We start from the raw sequence: 22952 nt of genomic DNA on the forward strand, positions 1-22952 counted from the left end.
AAATGTTTCTCCAGCATGCGCGTGGTTCATAACGTTTATAAGCCTGTTTTTGATGCTCTCCTTTCAATGACTCGCGTGCTTATGACCGGTTCTAAGGAATTTCCGCTTGGAACAAACAACAATTATGACCCCAGCCCAAGCGGAGGAATGGAAGTGTATGCTCAAGAACTTGCAAAACGCCTTTCTAAACATCATGCAGTTACGATTATCACCCGAAAATTTCCAAACACGCCTGCACAGGAGAACGCGCTTGGCGTGGATGTTGTGCGCGTCCCCTTTCTTCGTGGCAGGCTTATACGAAACGCGTCTTACAATCTTTTTGCCTTTGTAAAAACTTTGTTCACCCCTTTTGATGTGCTTATCACCCATGACCTTATTGCATCATTTCTTGGCGCGTTTAGCGCGCGGTTGCGAAGAAAACCACACATTGCCGTGTGTCATGGCATTGTTTCAAATCAACCGCAATTTTCAAAATTGTTTCGCCACTTTTTGCGCGTTGTTGAACACCTAGCGTACAATTGGCCGTCTCTTACCGTAACCCACTGCCCCCCACGCCAAATTGAACAGGTCACAAAAAACTATGTGCAGGTAAAGCCTGGCTTTAATTTTGCATATCTGCGCATCCCCAAAAAAGCGCACAAAAGAGCAGTTATTGTATTTACCGGCCGCTTGCTTAAAGTTAAGCGCGTTGATACTCTTATTGAAGCACTTATGTACCTTTCATTTCCCTATGCCTGTTTTATTGTAGGTGATGGTGAGGAGCGCAAACGCCTTGAAGCGCTCGCAAAAGAGAAAGGCGTTAACACCGTGTTTGCAGGTCACGTGGATGATGTAGCTCATTATCTTTTGGGTGCAGATGTATTTGTGCTTCCCTCAGAAAGTGAGAGTCTTGGGTATTCCATGCTTGAAGCAATGAGCATGAACCTACCGTGCGTGGTAACTGACCTTGGCATTGTAAGCAGAAAAGAAGCATATGTTGTCCCGGTAGCACAACCACGCGCACTTGCGCGCGCATTAACAACTGCGTTTCGTAACAAAGAATTGTCTCGCAAAAAAGTGAAAGCAGCGCACGCGTTTCTCAAAAGCTTCTCATGGAACAATGCAACAAAACACTACTTGGAGGCTATTAACAAACTTACCCGCTAACTGTGCCAGTCCAGTTCTCGCGGTTTTTGTGTTTTTGCAGAGTCAAGACAGGCTTGCGCGATTTTAAGATTGTCTGTTGCCTGCTCTGCGCTTACTAATGGCTGTTTTTTGTTCACTACACAATCAAGAAAATGTTCAACTTCACGATAAAGAGGCTCTCCTCCAAATCGCGTTTTTGTTTCAAGTCCAAGACTTGCCACCTGAAAATCCTCCCATGACGTTGGCGGTTGTGTAGTTGTAAGCCCCTCAAGCACCTCAAGTTCTTGGAGAGCATAGTTAAGCTGGAACGCACGCTTGTCATTGAGCGCAGTAAGCGTGCGTATTTTTCGCGCAGTGCTCCAATGTGCAACAATATTTGCCACGCGCGCGTCTGAATAGTTTAAAATGATGTGCGCGTAATCTTCATGTTTTTTACTTTTGCCCCGATTTTGTGCAACACAATACACGCGCTCAGGTTTTGCATTAAATAAATAATTAGCAATATCAATATCATGGATTGCCATGTCAAAGACCACGCCCACATCGCTGATGCGTTGAGGAAAGCTTCCTACCCGCTGAACCATAATGGTGTGCACGCTTTCATGTTCTTTTAAGAGAAATGAATACAATTCCTGTACGCATGGATTGAATCGTTCAATATGACCTACCATGAAAACAAGCTCTTTTTTGTTGTAGTGTGAACACACATTTTGCGCGCTCTCAACACTATGCGTGATTGGTTTTTCAACAAGCACGTGCGTGTTTTGTGAGAGAACATACTCAATATTTTTCTCGTGATAGCGTGTTGGGGTTGCTATAATCATTGCATCAACGTCATGCACGAGTGATTCAAGCGTATCATACTTGCGTGTATGATAGTTTGATGCAATTTTTTTTGCGCGTGAATCATCAACATCAAATACACCGCAAAAGGTTATGGGAAGTTTTGCTTTTTGCTCTATTTCATACAATTTTTTGGCGTGCAAGTTTCCCATCACACCCACCCCTGCTAAACCTACGTTGTATGTGTCCATGTCAGGGCAAAAGCGGGTACTGCTTAAAAACATTAGGAACTACACGAACACCACAAGGCTTATTGCACAAATAATCACTTGCAAACCTAACAGAATAGCAACAACGTGCTTTTCTTTTAAACCCTTAATAAAATAGGGAAAAACCCAGTAGAGTGTGTACCATGACGGTGGATTGATATCACCATGAATGCCTACTTTTGCGAATTTTTGTTTGCTTCTGCTAAACAAGTAAAACATGAATAAGAAGAAATTAACAAAGTAAAGACTGAAAATGCCAATGGCGAGCTTTTCCATATTACCAATAATAAGTGCTGAAATAAGTAGTGCACCCCACACAAAGGTTCCGGTATCCCCTGGAAAAACGCGTGAAGGGTAGCGATTGAAAATGTAGAATGCAAGTGTTGCGCCAAGACCTGAGGCTGCGAGCACCATAACATCAGTGTTTCCCACTTTAAGCGCTGCTAGCGCGACAGTTGCAAGCGAGATAATTGCCATACCTGACTCCAACCCGTTAAATCCTGCAAGCATGTTATACGAGTTAATTGCAAAGTTAACCATAAGGGGAATCATAACAAGACTGTAAAATAATCCTAATTCAACTGAGCCAATAAGGGGAAATATCATGCTGCTTGTTCCTGCTTTAAGCGCAATAAGCGGCAAAGCAGGAATAAATGCTGATACAAGCTTCACTCGCCACGGCAGTGCGAGCATGTCATCAATCACACCAATAATGCCTGCCATTAAAATAGTGAGTGTTGCAGCAAGCAAGTTCACTTTCAGCACTGAATTGGTGAATGTTAAAAACGCAACGTAAAGCAGAATGGTAAACATAAATGAAAACACCACGCCAAAACCGCCGGGTTCTGCAACTTTTACTTTTTGACGCTTGTGCACATCAAAACCAAAAAATCCCTTCTCAAGCAAGTGTTTGATAAGATACGGCATGAATATCATGCCAAGAATGAATGCAATTGAAAAAAACGTGAGTGCAATAACTACCATTACCACACCACTCCTTGCGCTATTGCTTCCTCCATTGCTGTGTAATTGATTTTGTAGATGCGCACGTTTTGTTGTGAACCAAGAATGGTTTGCATGTCATACGGACTTGATGCGGTTTCAAATACAACTTCAAAACCCGGAATTTCACGATTGAGCAAGTAAGCTTGCGTCATAAACATATCTTTTGCTTTTTCAGGAATCCAAATAAGACCCCGCTGGATGAGGTCAACATATCCTGGAACAACCCCATTTGCAATATCAGTGCATCCGCTGTTTGGCGCGCAGTATCCTTGCGGGTACCTAATCTCCTGACCATACTGCGCATTTTGTAAAATAACAAGAGGTTGCCCAACTGAACCTGCTTCATTGATTGGCAAGATGATTCCAGTTACATAGGTTTGGCCCATTGCATAAATACGATTATCAATGGTAAAATCGCGCTCAATAGGAATCGCGTTGTTTGTTGGTTTAAACACAATAATATTTGGATATTCTGTTGCGTTCACGTTGCCAAGAGTATTTTGAACCTGCTGGTCGTAGAGCGCGTACGAGTAGTACGTGTTTCGCTCGCCAATACGTGCCATTTGATAGAACTTTCCAATATCATCGCTTACCACATAAAAATAATCAGGACTGCTAAAATTCACTAACTGGTCATAGACTTCTTGGAGACTGTATCCCCCAAACAAGTGGCGTCCCATCAGGAAATTGCGATATGGATACGCATTGCCTCCATCAGTAACCGTTGTGCGATTGCCAAGTGATTGTATCCAATATCCATAATCCCACCAATGAACAAACACTGCGTCTTCAGGCGTGTTTTGCGCAATCCAATCAAATCCCTGCTTCCACTCGCCGCCTACACTTGGTCCGTACAACGCGCTTGACGCCCATGATTGGTTGACAAACACGCCAAGCACAATGATAATCAGAATGTAGGGTATGTATGCGTAGAGCGGGTCTTTAAACCGTTTTAGTATTGCTTCGCTCACGCGAACAACCGAGTACGCGCCAATAATTGCTGCAGGCAAAAGGAAGGGGAAAAAGAGCCTGACTGCCCCGCGTGCGCCAAGGGTGTGGAGCAAAAACCAGAAGAGCAAGAGCACGTAGTGTGCAGGAATGTCTTTGAATGCACCAATGCCTTTCTTTTTCAACACAAAGAAAATAGCAACAGCAAAAAACGCGCCAAAAAGGGTAATACTATACAGGAAAATGTTTCCAAGCAATAGGGTAAGCGCGTTTCCTGCTTTGTAGCGGCTAAAAATTATGATTCCTAAAAAGAGCGTGAACGCTGCGGTAGTGTAATACTTGAACAAGCTTTTTCCTGCTTTTACTTTTTGAACAATTTCATAAAAGAGAATTATCGCGCCAAAAAAGGCAAGGTAAAACAAGTAGCCAACGTTTCCGCGCCAGTCAGGGTCAAAAAAGGGTTGTTGGTTTTCTGAAACAGACTGGCCCATTGCTTCACCGCCGCCAAGAGGGTCTCCAAGCCGTGTAACAATGCTTAATCCCATAGTTGCAATGTGGTTTGGTCCAAGAAGCACCATGCCGGCGCTTGTTCCAATAATTATGGCAAACAGTAATGAAATGACACCAGTTGGAATAGTTTTGAGATTCACCCGTTTTTGCAGGTGCGGCCACGCATAGAATTCAATAAGTGATGCTACTAGAGCAAGAAGCGCAAGTTCGTAGGGCAGTTCTTTGAAGATGGCATATCTGTTTGTGAACACATCTGAAAGTGTGAGCGCTGCAATCCAAATAATCTGCAAAATAATATCTTTTTTTCGAACTGTTGAAGTAAAGACTTTGAAAAGGTTGAGCGCAACAATGCTGTATGCGGCAAACAGGTATCCGCCCCAGGTCATGCCAAGAAGTGCAATAGAAATTCCTGCAAGAACTGCGTGTGCATAAAACCATTTTTTGCGCCCTTCTTTGAGAGCAGCCATGTAAAAGGCGATACTCATCACAAGAAATGTCATGGAAAGCGCATCTTTATCCGCAAACCCTGCAATAGTCCGAAACAAGAAACCTGGCGCAACAGCAATAACACTTGACGCAAACAATCCTACTTTCCAGTTGAAAAAGACCATGCCAAGCATAAACAAAAAAATCAGCGTGACCACGGTTGCAACAGGAGGATAGTACTGCATGACGCGTGCAAGCGTGAGCGATGGGGCAAGCGGGCTTAGCAGTTTGTATGCGTACGCAGGAAGGTATGAGACAATAGTTGACTCCCTGCTGGTATCATATCCATCAGGATAATAGCGCATAGTGTCATTTGCCACAACACTTCCGGTTTCAACAATGTCTTGGGCATAGCGATAAAACACCCAGGGGTCGAGTGCGAGCATGTTCTCTCCAAGACGATGTGTGTTTTGCGTTCGGATGAAAAAACCAAATGATGAGACAAGCACAAGCGCGAGAATAACAAGAAGCATTTTATGCGCTTTAAACCAGGCATACTGTTCCTTAACTAAAGCGATAACGTCAATTGCCTCATCTTCCTCGCGAGGTTCGCTTTGTTTTGCTTCTTTTCCTTCCTCTGCGTTCATAAGAATGTCTACAAGACAAAAACCTCAGTAAATTAAAAGGTTTTCTGTAATGCGCTACGCGCCAATAAAGGGGCTTATCGAGACTTCAATAAGTGCTGAAACAAACAAGAGAAGAATAGCAAGCACAATAAGGTCTGCTGAATCAATAATGATTTTTGTCAAATACTTTTTTGACACTTTATTTCTGATAAGTGCCGTGCTTAAAATGCCACCTGCAATGCCTGCAAGAAAGTATGCCCCCACTTCGGGCAGGCCATGCACGAGATAGCGTCCAAAACTTAGGGGAATAATCTGAAAATAATTCCATCCTGACGCTGCTTCAAGCGAGCGGCGCGTAAGGTCGCCAATTGCAGCACTAATCACGCTTGCATTCCAGGTGAGAATGAAAATCGCGCCAGAACCGTACAGAAAAGAGAAGAGCAGGCAAAAAAACAATACTTTGAGATTGTTTGCAATAATGAGCATGAGTACACTATCTGCAGTTGCATACCCGCGGATAGTGATAATAGTTGAAACTTGGTCCTCAAACAGTGCTTCAACAAACCCCTGCGGGAGCAGGATAAAAAGCAGGGTAAAACCAAGCACAAGCCCCAAAAATAAGTGGAGATACACTAAAAAAACATCTTTGTGCTCGCGAATGAATATTTTATGCTTTACGCGCAAACTCTTTTCATCACGCAATTCTTCATCTCTAAGCAGAGAAACAACAAGCGGGAGCGCTGCCATGACCGTGAGAAAAACTGCAGCAAAACTTGCTTTGGTCGGAAAAATCCAGAGCGCAAGAAACGCGCTTAAAAATACGTATCCCGCGCCAATGAGAATCAAGCGACGCGGATGATTGCGCGCGTTTGTTACATTAAGAAAGGACTCAACAACCATTACTTATTTCCACGCACTCGCGGGTTATATACATTTTCTCACAAACCCGCGAATAGAAATACCTTTAATTGTTTACTGATGCACGTTTATTTAGTATGGGCGTTAACTTCAAAGGCCTCTTCGAGTTTGAACCACGCGCGCTTTCCGACTTTTCAGGAAAACTGCTTGCTGTTGACGCGTATAATACTATTTACCAGTTTCTTTCAACTATTCGCCAGTATGATGGCACACCCCTCAAAGACAGTGAAGGTCGCATAACCTCCCACTTGTCAGGATTATTTTATCGCAATATCAATTTGTTACTTGAAAATATTAAGCCCGTATACGTGTTTGACGGCAAGCCTCCTGTGTTAAAGTCCTCGACCCTTGAAGCGCGAAAAGAGCGGAAAATGCGCGCGCGCAGAGAATATGAAACTGCACTTGAAAAAGGAGACTTTGAAATGGCAAAGTCAAAAGCGTCACAAACCGCGCACATGGACGAACGCATTGTTTTAGAGAGTAAAGCCCTTCTTGAAGCTCTGGGCATTCCTAGTATTCAAGCACCATCAGAAGGTGAAGCACAATCCGCATACCTCGTGCAAAAAGGTTTGTGTTATGCTACTGCAAGCCAGGATTATGACTCACTCTTGTTTGGCACACCACTTCTTGTGCGAAACATTAACACAAGCGGCAAACGAAAACTGCCCAAAAAAAACGCGTACGTTCAAATAACGCCCGAAGAAGTTAAGCTCTCGTACGTGCTCAATAAATTAGGTATTGACCGTGACCAGCTTATTCTTGTTGGTATGCTCTGTGGTACTGATTTTAATGAAGGTGTGCGCGGAATTGGTCCAAAAACCGCGATAAAAAAAGTCAAAGAACACAAAACGTTTGATGCGCTCAAAAAAGCACTTGATTGGAATGAGCCCTATCTAGAGGAGGTGTTTAGTCTTTTTAAAAACCCCAGCGTCACGCAAACAAAAGAAATCACGTTTTCAAAACCAAATGAAGATGTTGTAAAAACCATTCTTGTTGACAAACACGAATTTTCAGAAGAACGAATTAATGCAACACTCACCAAGCTAAGAGAACAAAAACAATCCCAAAGCCAAACCAACCTGTTTAATTATTAGGCGGGCGTAGCATGTCATCAACCACTTTCTTCACTGGTTCGCGAAGCGCATTACCAAACGCGATGCCAACTGCAATTGCAAGCCCAACGCTTAGCCCTGCTGCAAGAAACTTGAAAGTCTCAACAAGAATTTCTGTATTAACAAACCCAAATTTTGGCAGTGCAAGCACAAGCGCGAAATACAAAATAACAAAATACACTATCCTGCTGCCAATCGCGCCAAACAACATGTTTGATTCTTCAATCTTTTCTTGCACGCGATGACCAATAATAAGTGCAGCACCAATCATAGCTCCGCCAAGCACCCACTCCTGCAATGAACTGAGAACGCGCTGAAGCATGCCTGCAATGAATTCAAGACTCAACACTTTTGCTGCTTCACTCAAAAACACGAGAAGCACGTACCACTTAATTGCCTGACTAATAATAGTGACAAGGCGCAAGCCGTATAACGCTTTGTCAATACGATACTTTTTCTCCCACGTGTCCAGTTTTATTTCTAAGAGCACACGCATAATCACTTTTTCAACAATAACTGCAGTAATCCAGCCGAGGAGCAGAATAATTGATGCAGAAAGAAGTAAGGGCACTGCAGTTGCAGTTGACTGAACAAGCCAATTGATAATAAGCGTGAGCGGTTCAACAATAGGCAATGAGGTAATATTGGTTACCATTTGGTGTCTTGTTTTAATCATGCGCGCCCAAAATTAATAAACATTGCGAGAATCACGACAAAAACATTTTAGTATGGTACGTTTGTGTGTTTGCGCTATGACCTGTTCTTGCGCCAAGAAAGGCATTGTGTGTGTGTGCGAACCCCTTTGTGCTGAGCACTTTTTTCTTGACATAGAATCGCGCGTGCTCAACACCATCAAAACACACCGCCTTATCACACGAAAAGACAACGTGCTTGTCGCAGTTTCTGGGGGAAAAGATTCTATGGTACTTATCCATATTCTTGCAAAACACTTCAAAGACCAAATATTTGCCCTTATTATTGATGAAGGAATTATGGGGTATCGTGACTGCAGTATTGAAGGATTTCTCAAACTCGCGCCTGAACTGGGTATTCCTTATGAAATTGTTCATGCCCGCGACCAAATGGGTGTGACAAGCGATGAGCTTGCAAAGCACATTTCTGGCTCAAACTGCCAAGCCTGCGGCGTTGTGCGCAGATACGTGCTCAACACCTACGCGCGAACGCATGGTTTTTCAAAAGTTGCAACAGGCCACAATCGTGATGATGAAGCGCAATCTGCGCTCATGAATCTGGTAATGGGTGATGTCTCGCGCCAAGCACGCGCCGGCTACACAACAGGAAGAGTTGCACACAAACACTTTGTTGAACGAATCAAACCGCTTCGTGACGTAAGCGAGCGCGAAACCGCGCGTTTTGTTATGCAAAAAAAGTGGCCGGTACACCCCTGCGCGTGTCCATACTCTGTTGGTGCATTTCGAAAGTTTGTCCAACAAGCACTTGACACCTATGAATCTCATGAATCGCGCGCAAAGCAAAACCTGCTTGAATCCTTTGATACCCTCTCAGCGCGTCTCAAAACCTTTCCAAGCGCTCAAAAACCCTTGCATGAGTGCACAACGTGCGGAGAACCCACTTCTGATGTGGTGTGCAAGGCGTGTAAGATACTCTTAAAAATAGCAAAGCGCACAAAATGAGCTATGGGTGCGCATAATAATAAAGAACTCAAAGCAGACGACTTGGTTAAGCACGGTTTGGTTTCTCTCGAGCTTAAAACAGATAACCGCCTCCACTTTAAAGTTGATTCAAATGAAGAGTATTCAGTCTTTTTTGACCGAAAAACCCTGAGCTGGAATTGTGATTGCCGATATTTTAGCATCAAAGAACGCATGTGCTCCCACATTCTAGCAGCAAAACAGTTCTATGAATCGCGTATCAAAAACAAATCGGAAAAAGAATTAGAACGCGTCAAATTTGCCGTTAAAGAATTGAAACTCACAAAGGAAACAAAGAAATCAAAAGACTTGCTTATGCTTATTAAGAGTTATGAACGGGATGCCCAGCACTTTTTTGACAAAAAAGAGTATCTTGAATGTTTTGAACTGTGCAGCTATGTGTTTGGGCTTCTTGATTCTGCAGCAAGTCTTGGCTTTATTGACCCTGGTGATGCACGCAAGCACTATAAAATAGAGCAGGATGACTGATTGTCTAAAACTTTAAAAATAGTAACGCGTTGAAGTTCAACATTCTGGGGCCCGTGGTCTAGCGGTTATGACGACGCCTTCACACGGCGTAGGTCGCAGGTTCGATTCCTGCCGGGCCCATGTTGTTTGTTTTTATTTTAACCGCACCAATTCTCTGAGCTTCTGCTTGTAATTGTCAAGGATGTGTACAAATCGTTCTTTTTCATCCTCGTGATGCGGTGAAAGCATGAATACATTTCTTTCTGCTTCCGTTATGAGCCGGTTGACCATTTCAACGGTTCCTGCGTCAAATGTTACTGTTCCTGATACCCTGCTCAATGCTTTAATAAGTTCTTTTAACCCTTCCAGTTGCTCAAGTGATTGTTTCATAAGAAGCTTGTCTCGTTCTTTTAGGTTTTTTTCTAATGTTAGTTTTGCTTCACTTACTTTTCTTTCAAAAAACGCTTTGATTTCATGCGGGTGTTGTGCCATATTTGTTTTATGGTCATCTCTTTTTTATATTCTTTTTTTTTACATAACCATTCTTACCTTTTCAAAAAATAGGTGTGATTGTTTTTCTTTTAGTTTCTTTAACATAGTTATGTTTAAGTATTTAACAATAGTTAATAGCGTAACATGGAACGACTTCCCCAAGAAATTGAAGTATGGTACATTATTCCTGAACTCAGAAAAGAATTTGCTGTTGGTATGAGACGAAGCGGCATGAAGCAAAAAGACATAGCCTCACTTCTCGGCCTTACTGGCGCGGCAGTTTCGCAATACATTTCTCAAAAACGGGCGGGCAAAATCACGTTTTGCGCGCGTGTCAAACAGGAAATAAAAGAATCAGTCCCGCGTATTACTAAAGAAGCTACCAGTGCAAATGAAGAGATACAGCGAATCCTTACACTTATGAGAAATGACAAACATTTGTGTGAAACGCACAAACTGCTTGACCCAAGTATTGATAAGGACTGTAGTATTTGCTTTTCTTAAACACTATGAGCATCTATCTTGACTCAGGCGCTTCAACACGCCTTGATCCCGACGTGCGTGCTGCAATCAAACCCTATTTTAGTGACCACTACGCAAACGCAGCGTCACTCCACAAAGAAGGACAAATCGCGCACAGCGCAGTTGAAAAAGCACGAGAAACCATTGCAAAAAGCATTGGTGCAAAGTCTCATGAAATCGTGTTCACGTCAGGAGGCACAGAATCAAATAATTTCGCGCTCAAAGGCGTGGGGTTTGCAAACAAAACAAATCGGAATCATATTATCATATCTTCTGTTGAACACGAGTGCGTGCTTAATGCCGCGCGATTTCTTGAGCGGCAAGGATTTAAAGTAACCGCACTGCCCGTGGATAAACAGGGATTTGTTTCTTTTGATGCACTCAAAAAAACACTTTCAAAACAAACCCTCCTTGTTTCGATTATTCATGGCAACAATGAAGTTGGTACCATTAATGATTTAGAAAAAATCGGCGCACTCGTAAAAGAACATGGCGCGCTTTTTCATACTGATGCGTGCCAAAGCTATACAAAAGTACCGGTCAATGTTGATATGATGAATCTTGATCTTGTTTCAATTAACGCGCACAAAATTCATGGGCCAAAAGGAGTTGGCGCGCTCTACATTCGAGGCGGAACAGCAATTGAACCATTGCTGCACGGTGGCGGCCAAGAACGGGGTTTTCGTTCAGGAACGCTCAACATTCCTGGTATTGTTGGTTTTGGAATGGCAGTTGAAGCTATAAAACACCAAGACTTTTTGCGCATGGCAAAACTGCGCGACCTGCTTATTGACGAACTGCTTTCAATTTCTGGGGCCCGCCTTAATGGACCGCGCGAAAACCGCTTGTGTAATAATGTGAATATTTCGTTTAAGGCAGTTGATGGAAATTCGCTTCTTCTCCAACTCAGTGACCAGGGAATTATGGTCTCAACGGGTTCAGCGTGTTCGTCAGAAAAAATGCACGAAAGTCATGTTCTTAATGCAATGCGCGTTCCAAAACAACACATCACCAGCGCAATTCGTTTTTCTCTTGGAAAATACACCACAAAAGCAGAGATTGAGCAGACAATTCGCACGATAAAAAAGCTTATTAAGCATATGCGCGAGGTGAAGTAGTAATGGAAACACAAGAAGAACTCAAAGAAGTCACTAAAGACCTGATTATTGGTGAGGTCATTATGAAACGGCCTGACTTGGCTGAAGTGTTCTTTAAATATGGCATACACTGCGTAGGGTGTGGTGCTGCGTTTTATGACACAATTGAGCAAGGCTGCAGCATTCATGGCATTGAGCCCGAAACTGTGGTAAAAGACTTGAATGCATTCTTAACAGAAAACCCTACCACGAATTAATCGCTTTTTCAGCGCTTTTAACCCATTCTTCAATGATTCCAAGCGTTTTCTTCTTCAAAATGCTTTTGTCAATTGGCGCGTACACAAACACGTAGCCCCCTGTTTTCAAATTCACTTGCCCGCGTTTAACCAGTTCTTTTCCTACTAGTGATTTGATAACTTTTTGAATGGTTGTCCGCTCCTTTTTCATAGCAGTAGAAATCTCAACAATGCGCATGTTCTTGTTTTTTTCAAGCAAAAACATGAGTACTGCGTATTCAGTTTTTTTCAAACCAAAACCGCATCGAACAATCTCTTCAAGTTCAACATTGGTACACGCAAAATTGATAATCATGGTTATTTCTTCTCAAGGCAGTTAGTGCTTATTAATGATGGCATTTGTGTGATTACGCAATTGCGTCTTCAATCTTTTTTTGCAGCATGGCTTGTGGCATGAACCCCATAAAGCGCTTTGCTTCCGCACCTTTCTTGAACACAAGAATAGTTGGAATGCTCATAACACCAAACATTTGACCCAGTGTTGGCTCTTTATCAACATTAATCTTAACAAATTTGACGTTCTTCATTTTCGCGCTCAAATCCTCAAATACAGGCGCAAGCATTCTACATGGCGCGCACCAATCTGCCCAAAAATCTGCAATAACAGGAACGGAACTTTTTAGCACTTCATCGTTAAAATTGTCTTTTGTTACATGAATAATACTCATAATAATCACCTACTATGTGTGAAGAAAAACATGCAGTATTATAAGCCTAATGGTGAACTGCAAAAACTGTGGTTGATTTTTTCACTACTCTTTTTGCAGCCCATGCAGGTTACTTTCAACTCCTGTTGTGTCTTGCAGTTGTGCGCTAATAAGACTTAACAATATGAGTGTTGCGCCAAGCTTTTTTGAAACAGCATCACTCTGCGGGTGGCTTGTGAGGCGTGTTTTTTCTGCAAGCAAATCTCTAAGAATTTCTCGCAGCGTATGCGTGTCATCCACACGAAGCGCGTCAGCAAGCTGAAACACGGTTTTTTCCCAGTTCATACCTGTTTTTTACGCGCCGCGTGCTTAAACCTTTTATTCTCACATCATCTGGGCATAGGTATGGAGGAGTATATATTTTTGTTTGACTTTGATGGCACGCTTATAAAAAGTACCAATACGGTTCTTACGCTCTGGAAAAACCTTGCACAAGAATTTGGTTTTTTAGTCACAAAAGCAAGGCTTCGAAAAAAACTCAGCTCAGACTGGCAGACTATGCTCAAAAAAGAATTTCGCCAAGACTGGAAAGAACACCTGCTTCTTCTTAAACGTCACTTTGACTGGTATCAAGAGCAACTCAAAACCAAACCGCTCATCCCGGAACTCGTTTCTTTTCTAAGAACACACCGCTTTGGCATTATCTCCTCATCTTTTCAAACTATTATACAACATAAAATAAAAGAGTACGCGCTTGCGCCTGAATTTGTATACACTTCTGATTCGCTCCATTCATCTTCTAAAGAGCGTTTGCTTGCACATGCAATTAAGAAAAACAAGCTTGATGTGAAACGCTGCGTGTATGTGTGTGATATGAAACAAGACATTAGCGGCGCAAAAGCGCACAACATCAAAACAATTGGCGTTCTCTGGGGGTTTCACACAAAAAATATGCTCAAAAATGCTGATATGCTTGCACACACCCCCACTCAGCTTATCAGTATGCTCAGGCGAGTTCAACAATCTTAAATACAATGCGCGCTCTGTAAAATGCCATGGGCGACGAGTGGCACACGCTTTCTGCAAAAAAAACTCTTTTGCGGCTCAAATCAAGCGAAGACGGCTTATCTGAGAATGAAGCAAAAGCGCGGCTTGAACACTATGGCCCAAACGAGCTTGTTGAAAAAGGCGGAGTCTCACCTTTTCGCGTATTGCTCAACCAGTTTAAAGGCATTATGATTCTCATCCTTTTTTTTGCTGCCTTTGTTTCAGCAGTGCTTGGCGAGTTTATTGATTCCTTGTTTATTGTTGCAATTATCATCCTCAACGCAGTGCTTGGTTTTGTTCAGGAATATCGCGCTGAGCGCGCGCTTGAAGCACTTAAAAAACTAACAACTCCCCAAGCGCAAGTTATTCGGGATGGGGTGAATAAAGAAGTGCTTGCCCGCGAACTTGTTGTTGGTGATATTATTGTTCTTGATGAAGGAAAAAAGATTCCTGCAGACGCGCGTCTTATCCGCGCGTCAAGCCTGCGCATTGATGAGAGCATGCTTACGGGAGAATCAACAGCAACCCAAAAACAAATTGCACCCCTTAAATCAGGTATTCCCTCAACTGATATGACCAATCGCGTGTTTATGGGAACGCTTGTTACCGCAGGAAACGCGCTTGCTGTTGTTACTGAAACCGGCATGGGCACGAGTATGGGAAAAATTACTGAACTTGTGCAAAGCGCGCAAACACAACCAACCCTTCTTCAGATACGCCTTGACAAGCTCGCAAAAATTCTTGCTCTTTTTGTTGTTCTTATTAGTGCGTTCACGTTCGTGCTTGGCATGCTCTCAGGCCAAGACCTTGTTGAAATGTTTCTTGTTACCGTAAGCCTTGCGGTTTCTGCCGTGCCCGAAGGGCTTCCTGCTATTATTACGGTAACCCTTGCCCTTGGCGTGCAACGCATGGCGCGAAAAGATGCGCTCGTGCGCAGGCTTCCTGCTGTTGAATCATTAGGAAGCGCAAACATCATTTGCACTGACAAAACTGGAACACTCACAAAAAACCAAATGACCGTTCGCGAATACGCATTCGCGCACACGTCTCCTATTTCTGTTACCGGCCTTGGCTACGAACCAAAAGGTGAGTTTTTCTCCAAAAAGAACGTAGTTTCAGCAAAAAATCCGCTTCTTCGAGAAGCACTTATTAGCGGCGTGCTCTGCAATAATTCATCATTACAAACAGTTGACCATTCTTGGGACATTCTTGGTGACCATACTGAAGGCGCGCTTCTTGTTGCTGCACGAAAAGCAGGCATTTCTCATGAGAAACTCAAAGAAGACTACACATTTTTCAAAGAATTTCCCTTCACATCTGAGCGAAAACGCATGAGCATCGTGTTTAAAACAAAAAACAAATACCGTGCATACGTAAAAGGCGCGCCTGAACTCCTTCTTGACCAATGCGTTTATTATTATGACGGCAAACAGCGAAAAAAACTCACCAAAAAAGAACGTGACCGCATCCTCACGCAAGCAGGAACCATGGCTGACCGTGCACTACGAGTCCTGCTTCTTGCGCGCAACGACGTTACCAAAAATGTCAATGAAAAAAGCGCTGAGACTAATCTTACCTTTATTGCGCTTGTTGGCATGATTGACCCGCCACGAGAAGAGGTCAAAGAATCAATTATGCGCGCGCGCAATGCGGGGATTCGAACAATCATGATAACTGGAGACCATGCAAACACGGCACGTGCCATTGCAAAAGAAGTGGGACTTGTTGAAGGCGATGTTGTTGCTATTACTGGAAGCGAACTTGACATCATGCACGACGACGAGCTTATGCGAAGAATTGAAAAAGTAAGCGTGTTTGCACGCGTTTCGCCTGAACATAAAGTACGCATCCTCCAAATACTCATGCGCGATGAAAACAATTTTGTTGCAATGACTGGGGATGGCGTTAATGATGCTCCTGCAATCAAAAGTTCGCATATTGGCATTTCTATGGGTCTTCGCGGCACTGATGTTGCAAAAGAAAGCTCAGACATTATTCTTCTTGATGACAATTATGCAACCATTGTAAGCGCGGTTGAAGAAGGCCGCAACATTTACGAGAACATCACTAAATTTGTGCGATTCCTTTTATCGGTTAATTTCTCAGAATTATTCCTTGTCGGGATTGCAGCTATTGCAGGGTTTCCGCTTCCTCTTCTTGCGCTCCAAATTTTATGGCTTAACATAGTGACTGATGGTCTTCCTGCGCTTGCCCTTGGCGTTGACACATTTCATGAGGATGTTATGAAGCGCCCGCCACGAAAACCAAAAGAAGGTATGATACATCGCATGCTTTTCTACGCGCTTGTTGGCGGCATTTTTGCATTTGGAACAGAACTCCTTGTATTCCTGCTTCACCTGGAAAATATTGACCTTGCGCGAACAATGGTGTTTAGCGTTGCAGTTGTGTTTGAACTTGCCTTTGTGTTTAGTTCGCGAACCCTTACAAAAAGCATGTTTCGCGGATTATTCAAGAACTGGTATTTGCTTCTTGCCGTGCTCTTTTCATTTGCACTCCAGCTCTTTGCAATCTACACAGGTTTTATGAATTCACTTCTTTCAACTGTTCCTCTTTCACTGATGCACTGGGTTGAAGTGTTTGCTATTGCCATTTCAGGCGTCATCATTGTTGATGTTATCAAAGTGCTTGTCTACCACGTAATTAAAAAAGACGTGTGAGGACACAATCCTTTTATTCTTTAAACAAGTCTGTTACCACTATGAAACGATTGCTCGCGCTCATGGTGCTTGGCGGAATCTTCTTTAGCTCTGCACACGCACTCGCTGTTTCAGTTGTAGACCCTACAACGTACCCGCTTACCTCAAACCAGCCGTTCAGTATCACGGTCAAAGTCTTTAATGATGGTGTGACAAAACTTGAAGACTACTCAGTTGGAATCCAGTCTGAATACCCCTACAAGTCGCTTGCAGGAGAAGTGTACACCCAAAAAATAGGTGACATCAATGGAAAAGAAACCATACTCAAAACATTTCGCTTTCTTACCTATGACAATGTAATTGAAGGCTCCTACCCGCTTAAAGTATTCACTTGCACTGGCCAGTGCGGGGCCAAATCATTTGCAGTACAAAATCTTCAATTTAGCGGAAGCGCAAATATCCAGATATCTCAATACTCATTTAACACATCAGAACTCGCGCCAGGAGAGGTAGCACAGCTCACTATCCAACTCAAAAATTATGGTCTTGGCCTTGCAAGTGATGGGATTATCAATCTCACTAACGTTGTTTCTTCATACACACCGTTTATTTTTCTTGACAAACCAAGCGCGTACTATATTGGTGATATTGCGGTTAATCAAACAAAAAACGTGACGTTTCTTGTACGCGTTAATGACAACATCACCAAAGGAGTGTATGCAATGCCCGTACAAATAAACTATGATAACATCGCCCACGATCTTGCAAATGTTCAGTTCGAGATTGTTTCAAAAGCAAATCTTGAAATTTTTAAAATTGAAACAGAACCTCTTCAGCCCGTGCGAGGCTCTGAATTTACTGTACTCATCTCAATTGAAAACATAGGAAAAGGAGAAGCAACCTCAACACGCATCTCGCTTGAAGGAGACTACATTGGAGAACGCGTTTCTTTTATTGGCTCGCTTGATGAACATGAAGATGATATTGGTTTGCTTCGCATATTCTCACTTTCTGGAGAACAACTTACTGCAACTCTTACCTATACTGATGACCTTGGTACGCATACGATTACACAGCCTATAACCCTTACTCTTGGTCCTGCTCCCCCACTAAGCATCACACCCTTCATACTTGGCGTGTTCGCACTTGCTGGCGTGCTCGCGTACATGTTTAGAAAACGGATTTTTAAAAAAAAGCAGTAGAACGCGTTTTTTTTCGCACACTTTTTAAGTTCAGAGACACACAAAAGAAGATATGAACGTATATGAAAGCCTTTTTGAAAGTGTGCGAAGAGTTGCAAAAAACCTTTGGCTTGGCCCGCTTTTTTTGCTTTCAGACTTTTTTTCAGGCATAGTCCTTATTGTTTTGATTATGCTCATTTTTGGTCAGAGAATAAATGCACTGACTAGTGCGGGAATTGGTGTTGGTGAAGCAGTGCGAAGCGCGCTTGTTGAAAATGTGCTTGGTAGCGTTATTGTATTTGGCGGTGTGATTATTGCACTTGGATTTTTTGAATCAGTAAAGCGTGCATTAAGCATTCGTGTTGCGCAAAAAAAGCGCCTTGATATTCGAAAAGCATTGTATCGTGCAAAAGAAACATGGGCGCGCATTACGGGCATTATTATCTTTAACAGCATCCTTATGATTGGAGCAGCGGTGTTTTCTGTGGTAAGCAATTTTAATTTCCTGATAGTTATTTTTTCTATTATATTTTCGTTTCTTGTTGCGCTTTTTACCCAGTACAATATGTATCTGGTTTTTGTAACAAACAAGAGTATTATTGGCGCGATTATTGGAGGAGTCAGGCTCGTGGTTCGACGCCCTCTTGAGAGTATTGTGATTGCGCTTGTGTTAAGCATTGTTAGCGGAACCCTTGGGCTTGTGTTTGCAAAAAATTTGATTGCACAGTTTGTTCTTGGCTCTCTGGTGTTTGCGCCAATCACAACAGTCTACGTGTTTCTTAATGTATTAGAAATGAAAAAGGATAGTGCATAAGAATCACGCAACACGATACACCCATACTGTCTGGCAGGTATCAGAAAACGTTGCAACTTTATGTAAATAATCGCGCGCGTCAAAAAAGCTTTGATTACGCACGTAATCTGGTTCAATCACTTGAGACGTGCCAAACACAAATGAAATATTTTTTAGTCTAATGTCTGAGTCAAACTCATGCTCCCATGACATCCACCACGTTTCAGTAATGTCACCATAATATGCAACAAGAGGCCAGAACGGGCTCATCACCGCGCCACCCTGTTCTCCAACAAAATGTGATGCCTCAACAATTGGCTCCATCCCGCACATTGCCTGAAGTCCTGCCATGCGCGGAACAAATGTGCTAAACAGGATAAGACCGCATACCACACTTAACCCAATAAGCCAGTACGAAAAGCGAATTTGGCTAAACCATTCTGATACATCACGAAGCAGGATACTACCCATAATAACAATTGGAAAAAATAACGGCCACAAGTACCGAATTTCTTTATGGCGCAATACTGCGTGAAAATACACTACGTATCCGATAAAATAACCACTTAAAATAAGAAGCACCCACGCCTGATTTTTATAGCGTTTCACAAGCTTCTTGAGCACGGGTTGCTTGAGGGTGACTACACTGGAGAGAAGCACAAGCAGGAACACACCAAGCACGTAGGGAATTGCAAATAATCCAATACCATAGAGCAGAGAAAACATTACAACTCCATACATCACATAATACGTTACTTCAGTATCATATTCATTTCCGGCAATAATTGCATGACCACGCTCAAATGAATGGAACATGTTTCCATATTCAACTGCGTTGAATATGAGCCACGGACTCATAATAAGAATCCAAAGCATGATACTGCTATAGATACGAGTATCACTAAGTGATTTTTTGAGACCTTTTTTTGTCCAGGGTTTGTGCGAAACAAATTGCACAAATACAAAAAGCGGGAGCAATGCAAGGTACACGTAGCGCGCAAGTGCTGCGAGCGCAGCAAAGATGAATGCAAGCGCAGTGTTCTTTGTCTTTGCAAAAAGTCCGCGCCTAAGAAACAAAACACCAAGCATTGCAAGCGCGCTTGACATGATACCGGTATAAAATCGCGGACTCCACTCAAAGTGATACGGATTAAAAAGTGTGAGCACGGTTGCAAATAACCCTACCTTTTTGCCAAACCATTCTTTGCTAACAACATACACAAGTGTGATAAAGAGGGCTGAAAACAACACTGGAATAATACGTGCAAGAGATTCGTTTACACCAAACCCACCAAACACGACACTAATAAGCGCGGCAAGAAGCGGTGGGCGAAATTCTTCAAAATACCCGCCTCCTCCAAGAAAGTATTGTGCATTAAGCAGATATACCGCTGCATCCCACTGCACGTACGGGTAAAAAAATAACATGAGCGAGCGAGAAAAAAGTGCAATCAAAAACACTAATCCAATATCACCATACTTTTTTACAACACGCACTGCCCATTCCATGTTTATCCTATAATGGCACAAGAAATATTTATAATGCTTTATTTGTGCTTAATACTGTTTACATGAAATATTCTCTTGTTATTCCTGCATATAATGAAGAACGCCGTATCACTGACTCACTGCACGCGCTTGACTCATACTTTTCAAAACACGCAAAAAACCAGTACGAAATCATTGTTGTTGACGACGGCTCAAAAGACAAAACATTTTCCCTTCTCAAACACGAAAAACAACACATTCCCTCACTGGTGATTGTGCACCACAAAACAAATCAGGGCAAAGGAAGTGCAATTGAAGCAGGAGTTTCGCACGCGCGCGCAGAGCGCATTGCGTTTTGCGATGCTGATTTATCAACACCGCCGTCTGACATTCTCAAACTCCTCAACGCGCTTGACACAGTTGATATTGCTATTGCATCACGCTACTTGCCGTTATCAACAGCAGATATCCCTTTTTTTCGAAAAGTTCTGAGCAGAATCTATAACTTGCTTACCCGCATTCTTTTTGCGCATGCTATGCATGACACGCAGTGCGGATTTAAAGCATTCAAAAAAGAGGTGAGACCTGTTATGAACCGTATTACGAGCCACCACTTTGTATTTGACCTTGACTTTCTTATGCGCGCACGAAGCGCAGGATTTTCCATCCGTGAAATCCCTGTGCACTGGACATATGAAGAAGGCACCACACTCAAAAGCAGCACGCCGCTTCACATGCTCTTTGAAGTTCTCAAACTTCGAGTTCGCTACACACTCAAACCGCTCACTAAAAAATAGGGGAAAAGCGGACATTCATGCTCATGCGTCTTAAATATGCAGAATGAGTTCATAGAACTATGCACAACCGTTCCCTCGGCCAACTCTATGGGCTTATCATGGACAAAGGAAAAATACAGAAAACAAAAATCTCTTTTAGCACCACACGCCCCTTTGAAGCACGTGTCTATGTAACCCTTATGCAAACGCTCCTGCGCGTTCCAATAAACTCGTTTACTATTTACCTTGAAGATGTTCGGTATGGCAGCGAAGAACGTGCCTTCAATGACTTTGCAGAATACCTTCCTGAACTCCTGCAGTCCGAACCGCGCATCTTTTACCATCCATTCAAAAACAAACCACGCCTCACCATTATCTACCATGATGAAAACGTCACAAAACTTATTTCTTCTTTTCTCAAGCATGTTCAAATCCTGCAAAAAAATAATGAATTCTCACAAGGATTTCTTGATGCGATACTCACTCATGCTCACTTTGATACGCACACGTTCACGCTTAATGTTGGATACAATGAAATAACCCCCTACCTCATAAACAGTCTTGAAGTGCTGCACGTTGCATATGAACAAGAAGCGCATCAAGTTATCATCCATGACCTGTATGACTTGCATGAGATATCTTCATTTTCAGAGCTTTCAAAAGAACTACTTGCCCCCTATCTTATAGCATAACTCTTTTTAGGACAAAATACCTGTAGTACTTGCATGGAGGGGGGCATGCTTCTTGAGAAATTACTTTTAGAAGGAGCAATCAGAACAAAACGCGTCAAAACCGCATTCGAGCGCGTCGACCGAAAAAAGTTTGTTCCTCCTGCATACAAGGATTTTGCCTATCTTGACACGCCTGTTCCCATCAGTTTTGACCAAACCATTTCTGCACCGCACATTGTTGCAGTTATGACTGAATACCTTAGGGTAAAACCCGGAAACACAATTCTTGAAGTTGGTGCGGGTAGCGGATATCAAAGTGCTATACTGCTCCATCTTCTCAAAGGAAAAGGAAACCTGTACGCGCTTGAACGAATAAAAGAGCTTGCAAAAATGGCACGCAAAAACCTTACGACCCAGCCTTATCAAAACGTGTCTGTTATCACGGGTGATGGAAGCAAAGGCTTAGAAAAACACGCACCATTTGACCGCATTATAGTGTGCGCTTCTGCAAAAAAAGTTCCCCCAAAGCTTATACAACAACTTGCTGTTGGAGGCATACTCGTGATGCCGCTTGGAAACGAGCTTAAAGTATACACAAAACACGCAAAAAAAGACATTCATGAAAAGACCGTTGGTTTTGTGAGCTTTGTGCCGCTTGTTGAAAAAGAATAACATGTGTGTTGTGTCAGATACCTTCTTAATCATCACAGTTCAGTTGGTGTCCACATCATCACCCACACCACACCTGTTTACGCTCTCGCGTAATCTTTATTAAGATTCTCACCCATATTCAACTCTATGCGTATGAGTCCTAAACACATTTTTATCTCACTTTTCACTATGTTTTCAGTATCTCCCGTGTTTGCGCAGTTGGAGGGTTCGGGGTTGTTTGGTGGGTTGAGTGTTGTGGGTGGTGTTGTTGGTGGGTTGATTGGTGTGTTGCAGGAGTCGTCAAATATTTTGACGGTTGCGCGCGTGTTTTCGTTTGTGATTCTTATTGCGGTTACGGGTGCTGCGGCGCGTTCGATGAGCGCGTCTCGTCGTGGTCAGGGTTTGGATAGGGCTGCTGCGGTTTTTGGTGTTGTGGTGGCGGTTGCGACTCAGGTTTTGGCGCCGCCCGTGTATCATTTGTTGTTTATGGTGGTTGCGGCGGTGTTGGGTGAGTTGATTCTTTTGGTTGTTGTTGTGGTGTATGTTAGGACGTATTTTTCTGGTGGTGGTCAGCGGGTGTCTAGTGCGCCGATGCAGGTGTTGACGGGTTTTGCTGCGCTGGGTGCGGGTTCTTTGTTTTTTTTGTTAACCGCGCTTAATTTTGAGTATTTGATGGGTGTTGTTTCGCAGTCTCTTGGTTGGACTGCGGGTGGTGCGTGGTTTATTACGAGTCTTGCGGGTTGGTTGGCGCTTCCTAATGTGGTGGTTATT

Annotated in this window: 24 protein-coding genes and 1 tRNA gene; 16 read left to right on the plus strand and 9 right to left on the minus strand. The window is 42.9% G+C overall.

The window, feature by feature from the left end; all coding sequences use genetic code 11:
- Nucleotides 1–15: 15 nt before the first annotated feature.
- Nucleotides 16–1146 (plus strand): hypothetical protein, encoded by a 1131-nt coding sequence (locus COT72_00690; protein PIO00579.1) that lies wholly within the window; start codon nucleotides 16–18, stop codon nucleotides 1144–1146.
- Here the strand turns inward: COT72_00690 and COT72_00695 are convergent.
- Genes COT72_00695 through COT72_00710 form a run of 4 tightly spaced genes read right to left on the minus strand, consistent with a single transcriptional unit; the run spans nucleotide 1143 to nucleotide 6592 of the window.
- The gene (locus tag COT72_00695; GenBank protein ID PIO00580.1) at nucleotides 1143–2192 is read right to left on the minus strand and encodes a hypothetical protein; all 1050 of its coding nucleotides are present in this window, start codon (nucleotides 2190–2192) and stop codon (nucleotides 1143–1145) included. The two genes, COT72_00690 and COT72_00695, sit on opposite strands and share 4 nt — an antisense overlap.
- Before the next feature lie 6 nt (nucleotides 2193–2198).
- Complete coding sequence (locus tag COT72_00700) at nucleotides 2199–3161, minus strand: hypothetical protein (GenBank protein ID PIO00581.1); 963 nt, start codon at nucleotides 3159–3161, stop codon at nucleotides 2199–2201.
- Nucleotides 3161–5713 (minus strand): hypothetical protein, encoded by a 2553-nt coding sequence (locus COT72_00705; GenBank protein ID PIO00582.1) that lies wholly within the window; start codon nucleotides 5711–5713, stop codon nucleotides 3161–3163. The genes COT72_00700 and COT72_00705 overlap by 1 nt, the downstream gene beginning before the upstream one ends.
- Before the next feature lie 54 nt (nucleotides 5714–5767).
- Nucleotides 5768–6592, minus strand: coding sequence for a hypothetical protein (locus tag COT72_00710; protein ID PIO00583.1), 825 nt, complete (start codon nucleotides 6590–6592; stop codon nucleotides 5768–5770).
- Nucleotides 6593–6687: 95 nt separating this feature from the next.
- Here COT72_00710 and COT72_00715 point away from each other — a divergent pair, with 95 nt between their 5' ends.
- Nucleotides 6688–7704: a flap endonuclease-1 gene (locus COT72_00715; protein PIO00584.1), complete on the plus strand. Its 1017-nt coding sequence runs from the start codon at nucleotides 6688–6690 to the stop codon at nucleotides 7702–7704.
- On the opposite strand, the gene COT72_00720 is transcribed toward COT72_00715, so the two are convergent.
- Nucleotides 7694–8377: a hypothetical protein gene (locus COT72_00720; protein PIO00585.1), complete on the minus strand. Its 684-nt coding sequence runs from the start codon at nucleotides 8375–8377 to the stop codon at nucleotides 7694–7696. The two genes, COT72_00715 and COT72_00720, sit on opposite strands and share 11 nt — an antisense overlap.
- 73 nt (nucleotides 8378–8450) lie before the next feature.
- Here COT72_00720 and COT72_00725 point away from each other — a divergent pair, with 73 nt between their 5' ends.
- The 3 genes from COT72_00725 (at nucleotide 8451) to COT72_00735 (ending at nucleotide 10004) form a co-directional block, all read left to right on the plus strand.
- The gene (locus tag COT72_00725) at nucleotides 8451–9377 is read left to right on the plus strand and encodes a TIGR00269 family protein (protein PIO00586.1); all 927 of its coding nucleotides are present in this window, start codon (nucleotides 8451–8453) and stop codon (nucleotides 9375–9377) included.
- Between the two features lie 3 nt (nucleotides 9378–9380).
- Complete coding sequence (locus COT72_00730; protein ID PIO00587.1) at nucleotides 9381–9884, plus strand: hypothetical protein; 504 nt, start codon at nucleotides 9381–9383, stop codon at nucleotides 9882–9884.
- A 47-nt stretch (nucleotides 9885–9931) separates the two neighbouring features.
- Nucleotides 9932–10004 (plus strand) — tRNA-Val (locus COT72_00735).
- A 12-nt stretch (nucleotides 10005–10016) separates the two neighbouring features.
- Here COT72_00735 and COT72_00740 read toward each other — a convergent pair.
- Nucleotides 10017–10355, minus strand: coding sequence for a hypothetical protein (locus COT72_00740; protein PIO00588.1), 339 nt, complete (start codon nucleotides 10353–10355; stop codon nucleotides 10017–10019).
- Nucleotides 10356–10499: 144 nt separating this feature from the next.
- Between COT72_00740 and COT72_00745 the strand changes: the two genes are divergently transcribed.
- The 3 genes from COT72_00745 to COT72_00755 are packed head-to-tail and all read left to right on the plus strand — an operon-like array spanning nucleotide 10500 to nucleotide 12231.
- Nucleotides 10500–10859 carry a transcriptional regulator gene (locus tag COT72_00745; GenBank protein ID PIO00589.1) on the plus strand — a complete coding sequence of 120 codons (360 nt, stop codon included), beginning with the start codon at nucleotides 10500–10502 and terminating at the stop codon, nucleotides 10857–10859.
- Nucleotides 10860–10864: 5 nt separating this feature from the next.
- On the plus strand, nucleotides 10865–11995 hold the full coding sequence (locus COT72_00750) for a cysteine desulfurase NifS (GenBank protein PIO00590.1): 1131 nt from the start codon (nucleotides 10865–10867) through the stop codon (nucleotides 11993–11995).
- 2 nt (nucleotides 11996–11997) lie between these two features.
- Nucleotides 11998–12231: a disulfide oxidoreductase gene (locus COT72_00755; GenBank protein PIO00591.1), complete on the plus strand. Its 234-nt coding sequence runs from the start codon at nucleotides 11998–12000 to the stop codon at nucleotides 12229–12231.
- Here the strand turns inward: COT72_00755 and COT72_00760 are convergent.
- Both COT72_00760 and trxA read right to left on the minus strand, forming a co-directional pair.
- The gene (locus COT72_00760) at nucleotides 12218–12565 is read right to left on the minus strand and encodes a hypothetical protein (GenBank protein ID PIO00592.1); all 348 of its coding nucleotides are present in this window, start codon (nucleotides 12563–12565) and stop codon (nucleotides 12218–12220) included. The two genes, COT72_00755 and COT72_00760, sit on opposite strands and share 14 nt — an antisense overlap.
- A 52-nt stretch (nucleotides 12566–12617) precedes the next feature.
- Nucleotides 12618–12938, minus strand: coding sequence for a thioredoxin (gene trxA, locus COT72_00765; GenBank protein ID PIO00593.1), 321 nt, complete (start codon nucleotides 12936–12938; stop codon nucleotides 12618–12620).
- Between the two features lie 264 nt (nucleotides 12939–13202).
- Here trxA and COT72_00770 point away from each other — a divergent pair, with 264 nt between their 5' ends.
- The 4 genes from COT72_00770 to COT72_00785 are packed head-to-tail and all read left to right on the plus strand — an operon-like array spanning nucleotide 13203 to nucleotide 18616.
- Nucleotides 13203–13946 (plus strand): hypothetical protein, encoded by a 744-nt coding sequence (locus tag COT72_00770; GenBank protein PIO00594.1) that lies wholly within the window; start codon nucleotides 13203–13205, stop codon nucleotides 13944–13946.
- 26 nt (nucleotides 13947–13972) lie between these two features.
- Entirely contained in the window at nucleotides 13973–16642 is a 2670-nt protein-coding gene (locus COT72_00775) for an ATPase (protein PIO00595.1), read from the plus strand.
- A gap of 41 nt (nucleotides 16643–16683) precedes the next feature.
- Nucleotides 16684–17823, plus strand: coding sequence for a hypothetical protein (locus COT72_00780; protein ID PIO00596.1), 1140 nt, complete (start codon nucleotides 16684–16686; stop codon nucleotides 17821–17823).
- A 52-nt stretch (nucleotides 17824–17875) separates the two neighbouring features.
- Nucleotides 17876–18616 (plus strand): hypothetical protein, encoded by a 741-nt coding sequence (locus tag COT72_00785; GenBank protein ID PIO00597.1) that lies wholly within the window; start codon nucleotides 17876–17878, stop codon nucleotides 18614–18616.
- Between the two features lie 3 nt (nucleotides 18617–18619).
- On the opposite strand, the gene COT72_00790 is transcribed toward COT72_00785, so the two are convergent.
- A complete protein-coding gene (locus tag COT72_00790) occupies nucleotides 18620–20104 on the minus strand; it encodes a hypothetical protein (protein ID PIO00598.1) in 1485 nt (494 codons plus the stop codon).
- Nucleotides 20105–20166: 62 nt separating this feature from the next.
- On the opposite strand from COT72_00790, the gene COT72_00795 reads away from it, so the two are divergent.
- The 4 genes from COT72_00795 to COT72_00810 all read left to right on the plus strand — a co-directional run.
- The gene (locus COT72_00795; GenBank protein PIO00599.1) at nucleotides 20167–20880 is read left to right on the plus strand and encodes a hypothetical protein; all 714 of its coding nucleotides are present in this window, start codon (nucleotides 20167–20169) and stop codon (nucleotides 20878–20880) included.
- A 59-nt stretch (nucleotides 20881–20939) separates the two neighbouring features.
- A complete protein-coding gene (locus tag COT72_00800; protein PIO00600.1) occupies nucleotides 20940–21551 on the plus strand; it encodes a hypothetical protein in 612 nt (203 codons plus the stop codon).
- A gap of 45 nt (nucleotides 21552–21596) precedes the next feature.
- Nucleotides 21597–22202, plus strand: a complete 606-nt coding sequence (locus tag COT72_00805) for a protein-L-isoaspartate O-methyltransferase (GenBank protein ID PIO00603.1) — start codon at nucleotides 21597–21599, stop codon at nucleotides 22200–22202.
- A 126-nt stretch (nucleotides 22203–22328) separates the two neighbouring features.
- A partial coding sequence (locus tag COT72_00810; GenBank protein PIO00601.1) for a hypothetical protein occupies nucleotides 22329–22952 on the plus strand: 624 nt, incomplete at its 3' end.

This window comes from archaeon CG10_big_fil_rev_8_21_14_0_10_43_11 (assembly GCA_002763265.1).
GTDB lineage: Archaea > Nanobdellota > Nanobdellia > PEZQ01 > PEZQ01 > PEZQ01.

Coding starts and splice junctions, on each gene's coding strand:
- COT72_00730 (PIO00587.1), top strand. CDS start 9,381: ATGGGTGCGCATAATAATAAAGAACTCAAAGCAGACGACTTGGTTAAG.
- COT72_00725 (PIO00586.1), top strand. CDS start 8,451: ATGGTACGTTTGTGTGTTTGCGCTATGACCTGTTCTTGCGCCAAGAAA.
- COT72_00775 (PIO00595.1), top strand. CDS start 13,973: ATGGGCGACGAGTGGCACACGCTTTCTGCAAAAAAAACTCTTTTGCGG.
- COT72_00705 (PIO00582.1), bottom strand. CDS start 5,713: ATGAACGCAGAGGAAGGAAAAGAAGCAAAACAAAGCGAACCTCGCGAG.
- COT72_00795 (PIO00599.1), top strand. CDS start 20,167: ATGAAATATTCTCTTGTTATTCCTGCATATAATGAAGAACGCCGTATC.
- trxA (PIO00593.1), bottom strand. CDS start 12,938: ATGAGTATTATTCATGTAACAAAAGACAATTTTAACGATGAAGTGCTA.
- COT72_00750 (PIO00590.1), top strand. CDS start 10,865: ATGAGCATCTATCTTGACTCAGGCGCTTCAACACGCCTTGATCCCGAC.
- COT72_00785 (PIO00597.1), top strand. CDS start 17,876: ATGAACGTATATGAAAGCCTTTTTGAAAGTGTGCGAAGAGTTGCAAAA.
- COT72_00760 (PIO00592.1), bottom strand. CDS start 12,565: ATGATTATCAATTTTGCGTGTACCAATGTTGAACTTGAAGAGATTGTT.
- COT72_00800 (PIO00600.1), top strand. CDS start 20,940: ATGCACAACCGTTCCCTCGGCCAACTCTATGGGCTTATCATGGACAAA.
- COT72_00690 (PIO00579.1), top strand. CDS start 16: ATGCGCGTGGTTCATAACGTTTATAAGCCTGTTTTTGATGCTCTCCTT.
- COT72_00805 (PIO00603.1), top strand. CDS start 21,597: ATGCTTCTTGAGAAATTACTTTTAGAAGGAGCAATCAGAACAAAACGC.
- COT72_00790 (PIO00598.1), bottom strand. CDS start 20,104: ATGGAATGGGCAGTGCGTGTTGTAAAAAAGTATGGTGATATTGGATTA.
- COT72_00740 (PIO00588.1), bottom strand. CDS start 10,355: ATGGCACAACACCCGCATGAAATCAAAGCGTTTTTTGAAAGAAAAGTA.
- COT72_00745 (PIO00589.1), top strand. CDS start 10,500: ATGGAACGACTTCCCCAAGAAATTGAAGTATGGTACATTATTCCTGAA.
- COT72_00695 (PIO00580.1), bottom strand. CDS start 2,192: ATGTTTTTAAGCAGTACCCGCTTTTGCCCTGACATGGACACATACAAC.
- COT72_00710 (PIO00583.1), bottom strand. CDS start 6,592: ATGGTTGTTGAGTCCTTTCTTAATGTAACAAACGCGCGCAATCATCCG.
- COT72_00780 (PIO00596.1), top strand. CDS start 16,684: ATGAAACGATTGCTCGCGCTCATGGTGCTTGGCGGAATCTTCTTTAGC.
- COT72_00715 (PIO00584.1), top strand. CDS start 6,688: ATGGGCGTTAACTTCAAAGGCCTCTTCGAGTTTGAACCACGCGCGCTT.
- COT72_00770 (PIO00594.1), top strand. CDS start 13,203: ATGCGTGTCATCCACACGAAGCGCGTCAGCAAGCTGAAACACGGTTTT.
- COT72_00720 (PIO00585.1), bottom strand. CDS start 8,377: ATGGTAACCAATATTACCTCATTGCCTATTGTTGAACCGCTCACGCTT.
- COT72_00755 (PIO00591.1), top strand. CDS start 11,998: ATGGAAACACAAGAAGAACTCAAAGAAGTCACTAAAGACCTGATTATT.
- COT72_00700 (PIO00581.1), bottom strand. CDS start 3,161: ATGGTAGTTATTGCACTCACGTTTTTTTCAATTGCATTCATTCTTGGC.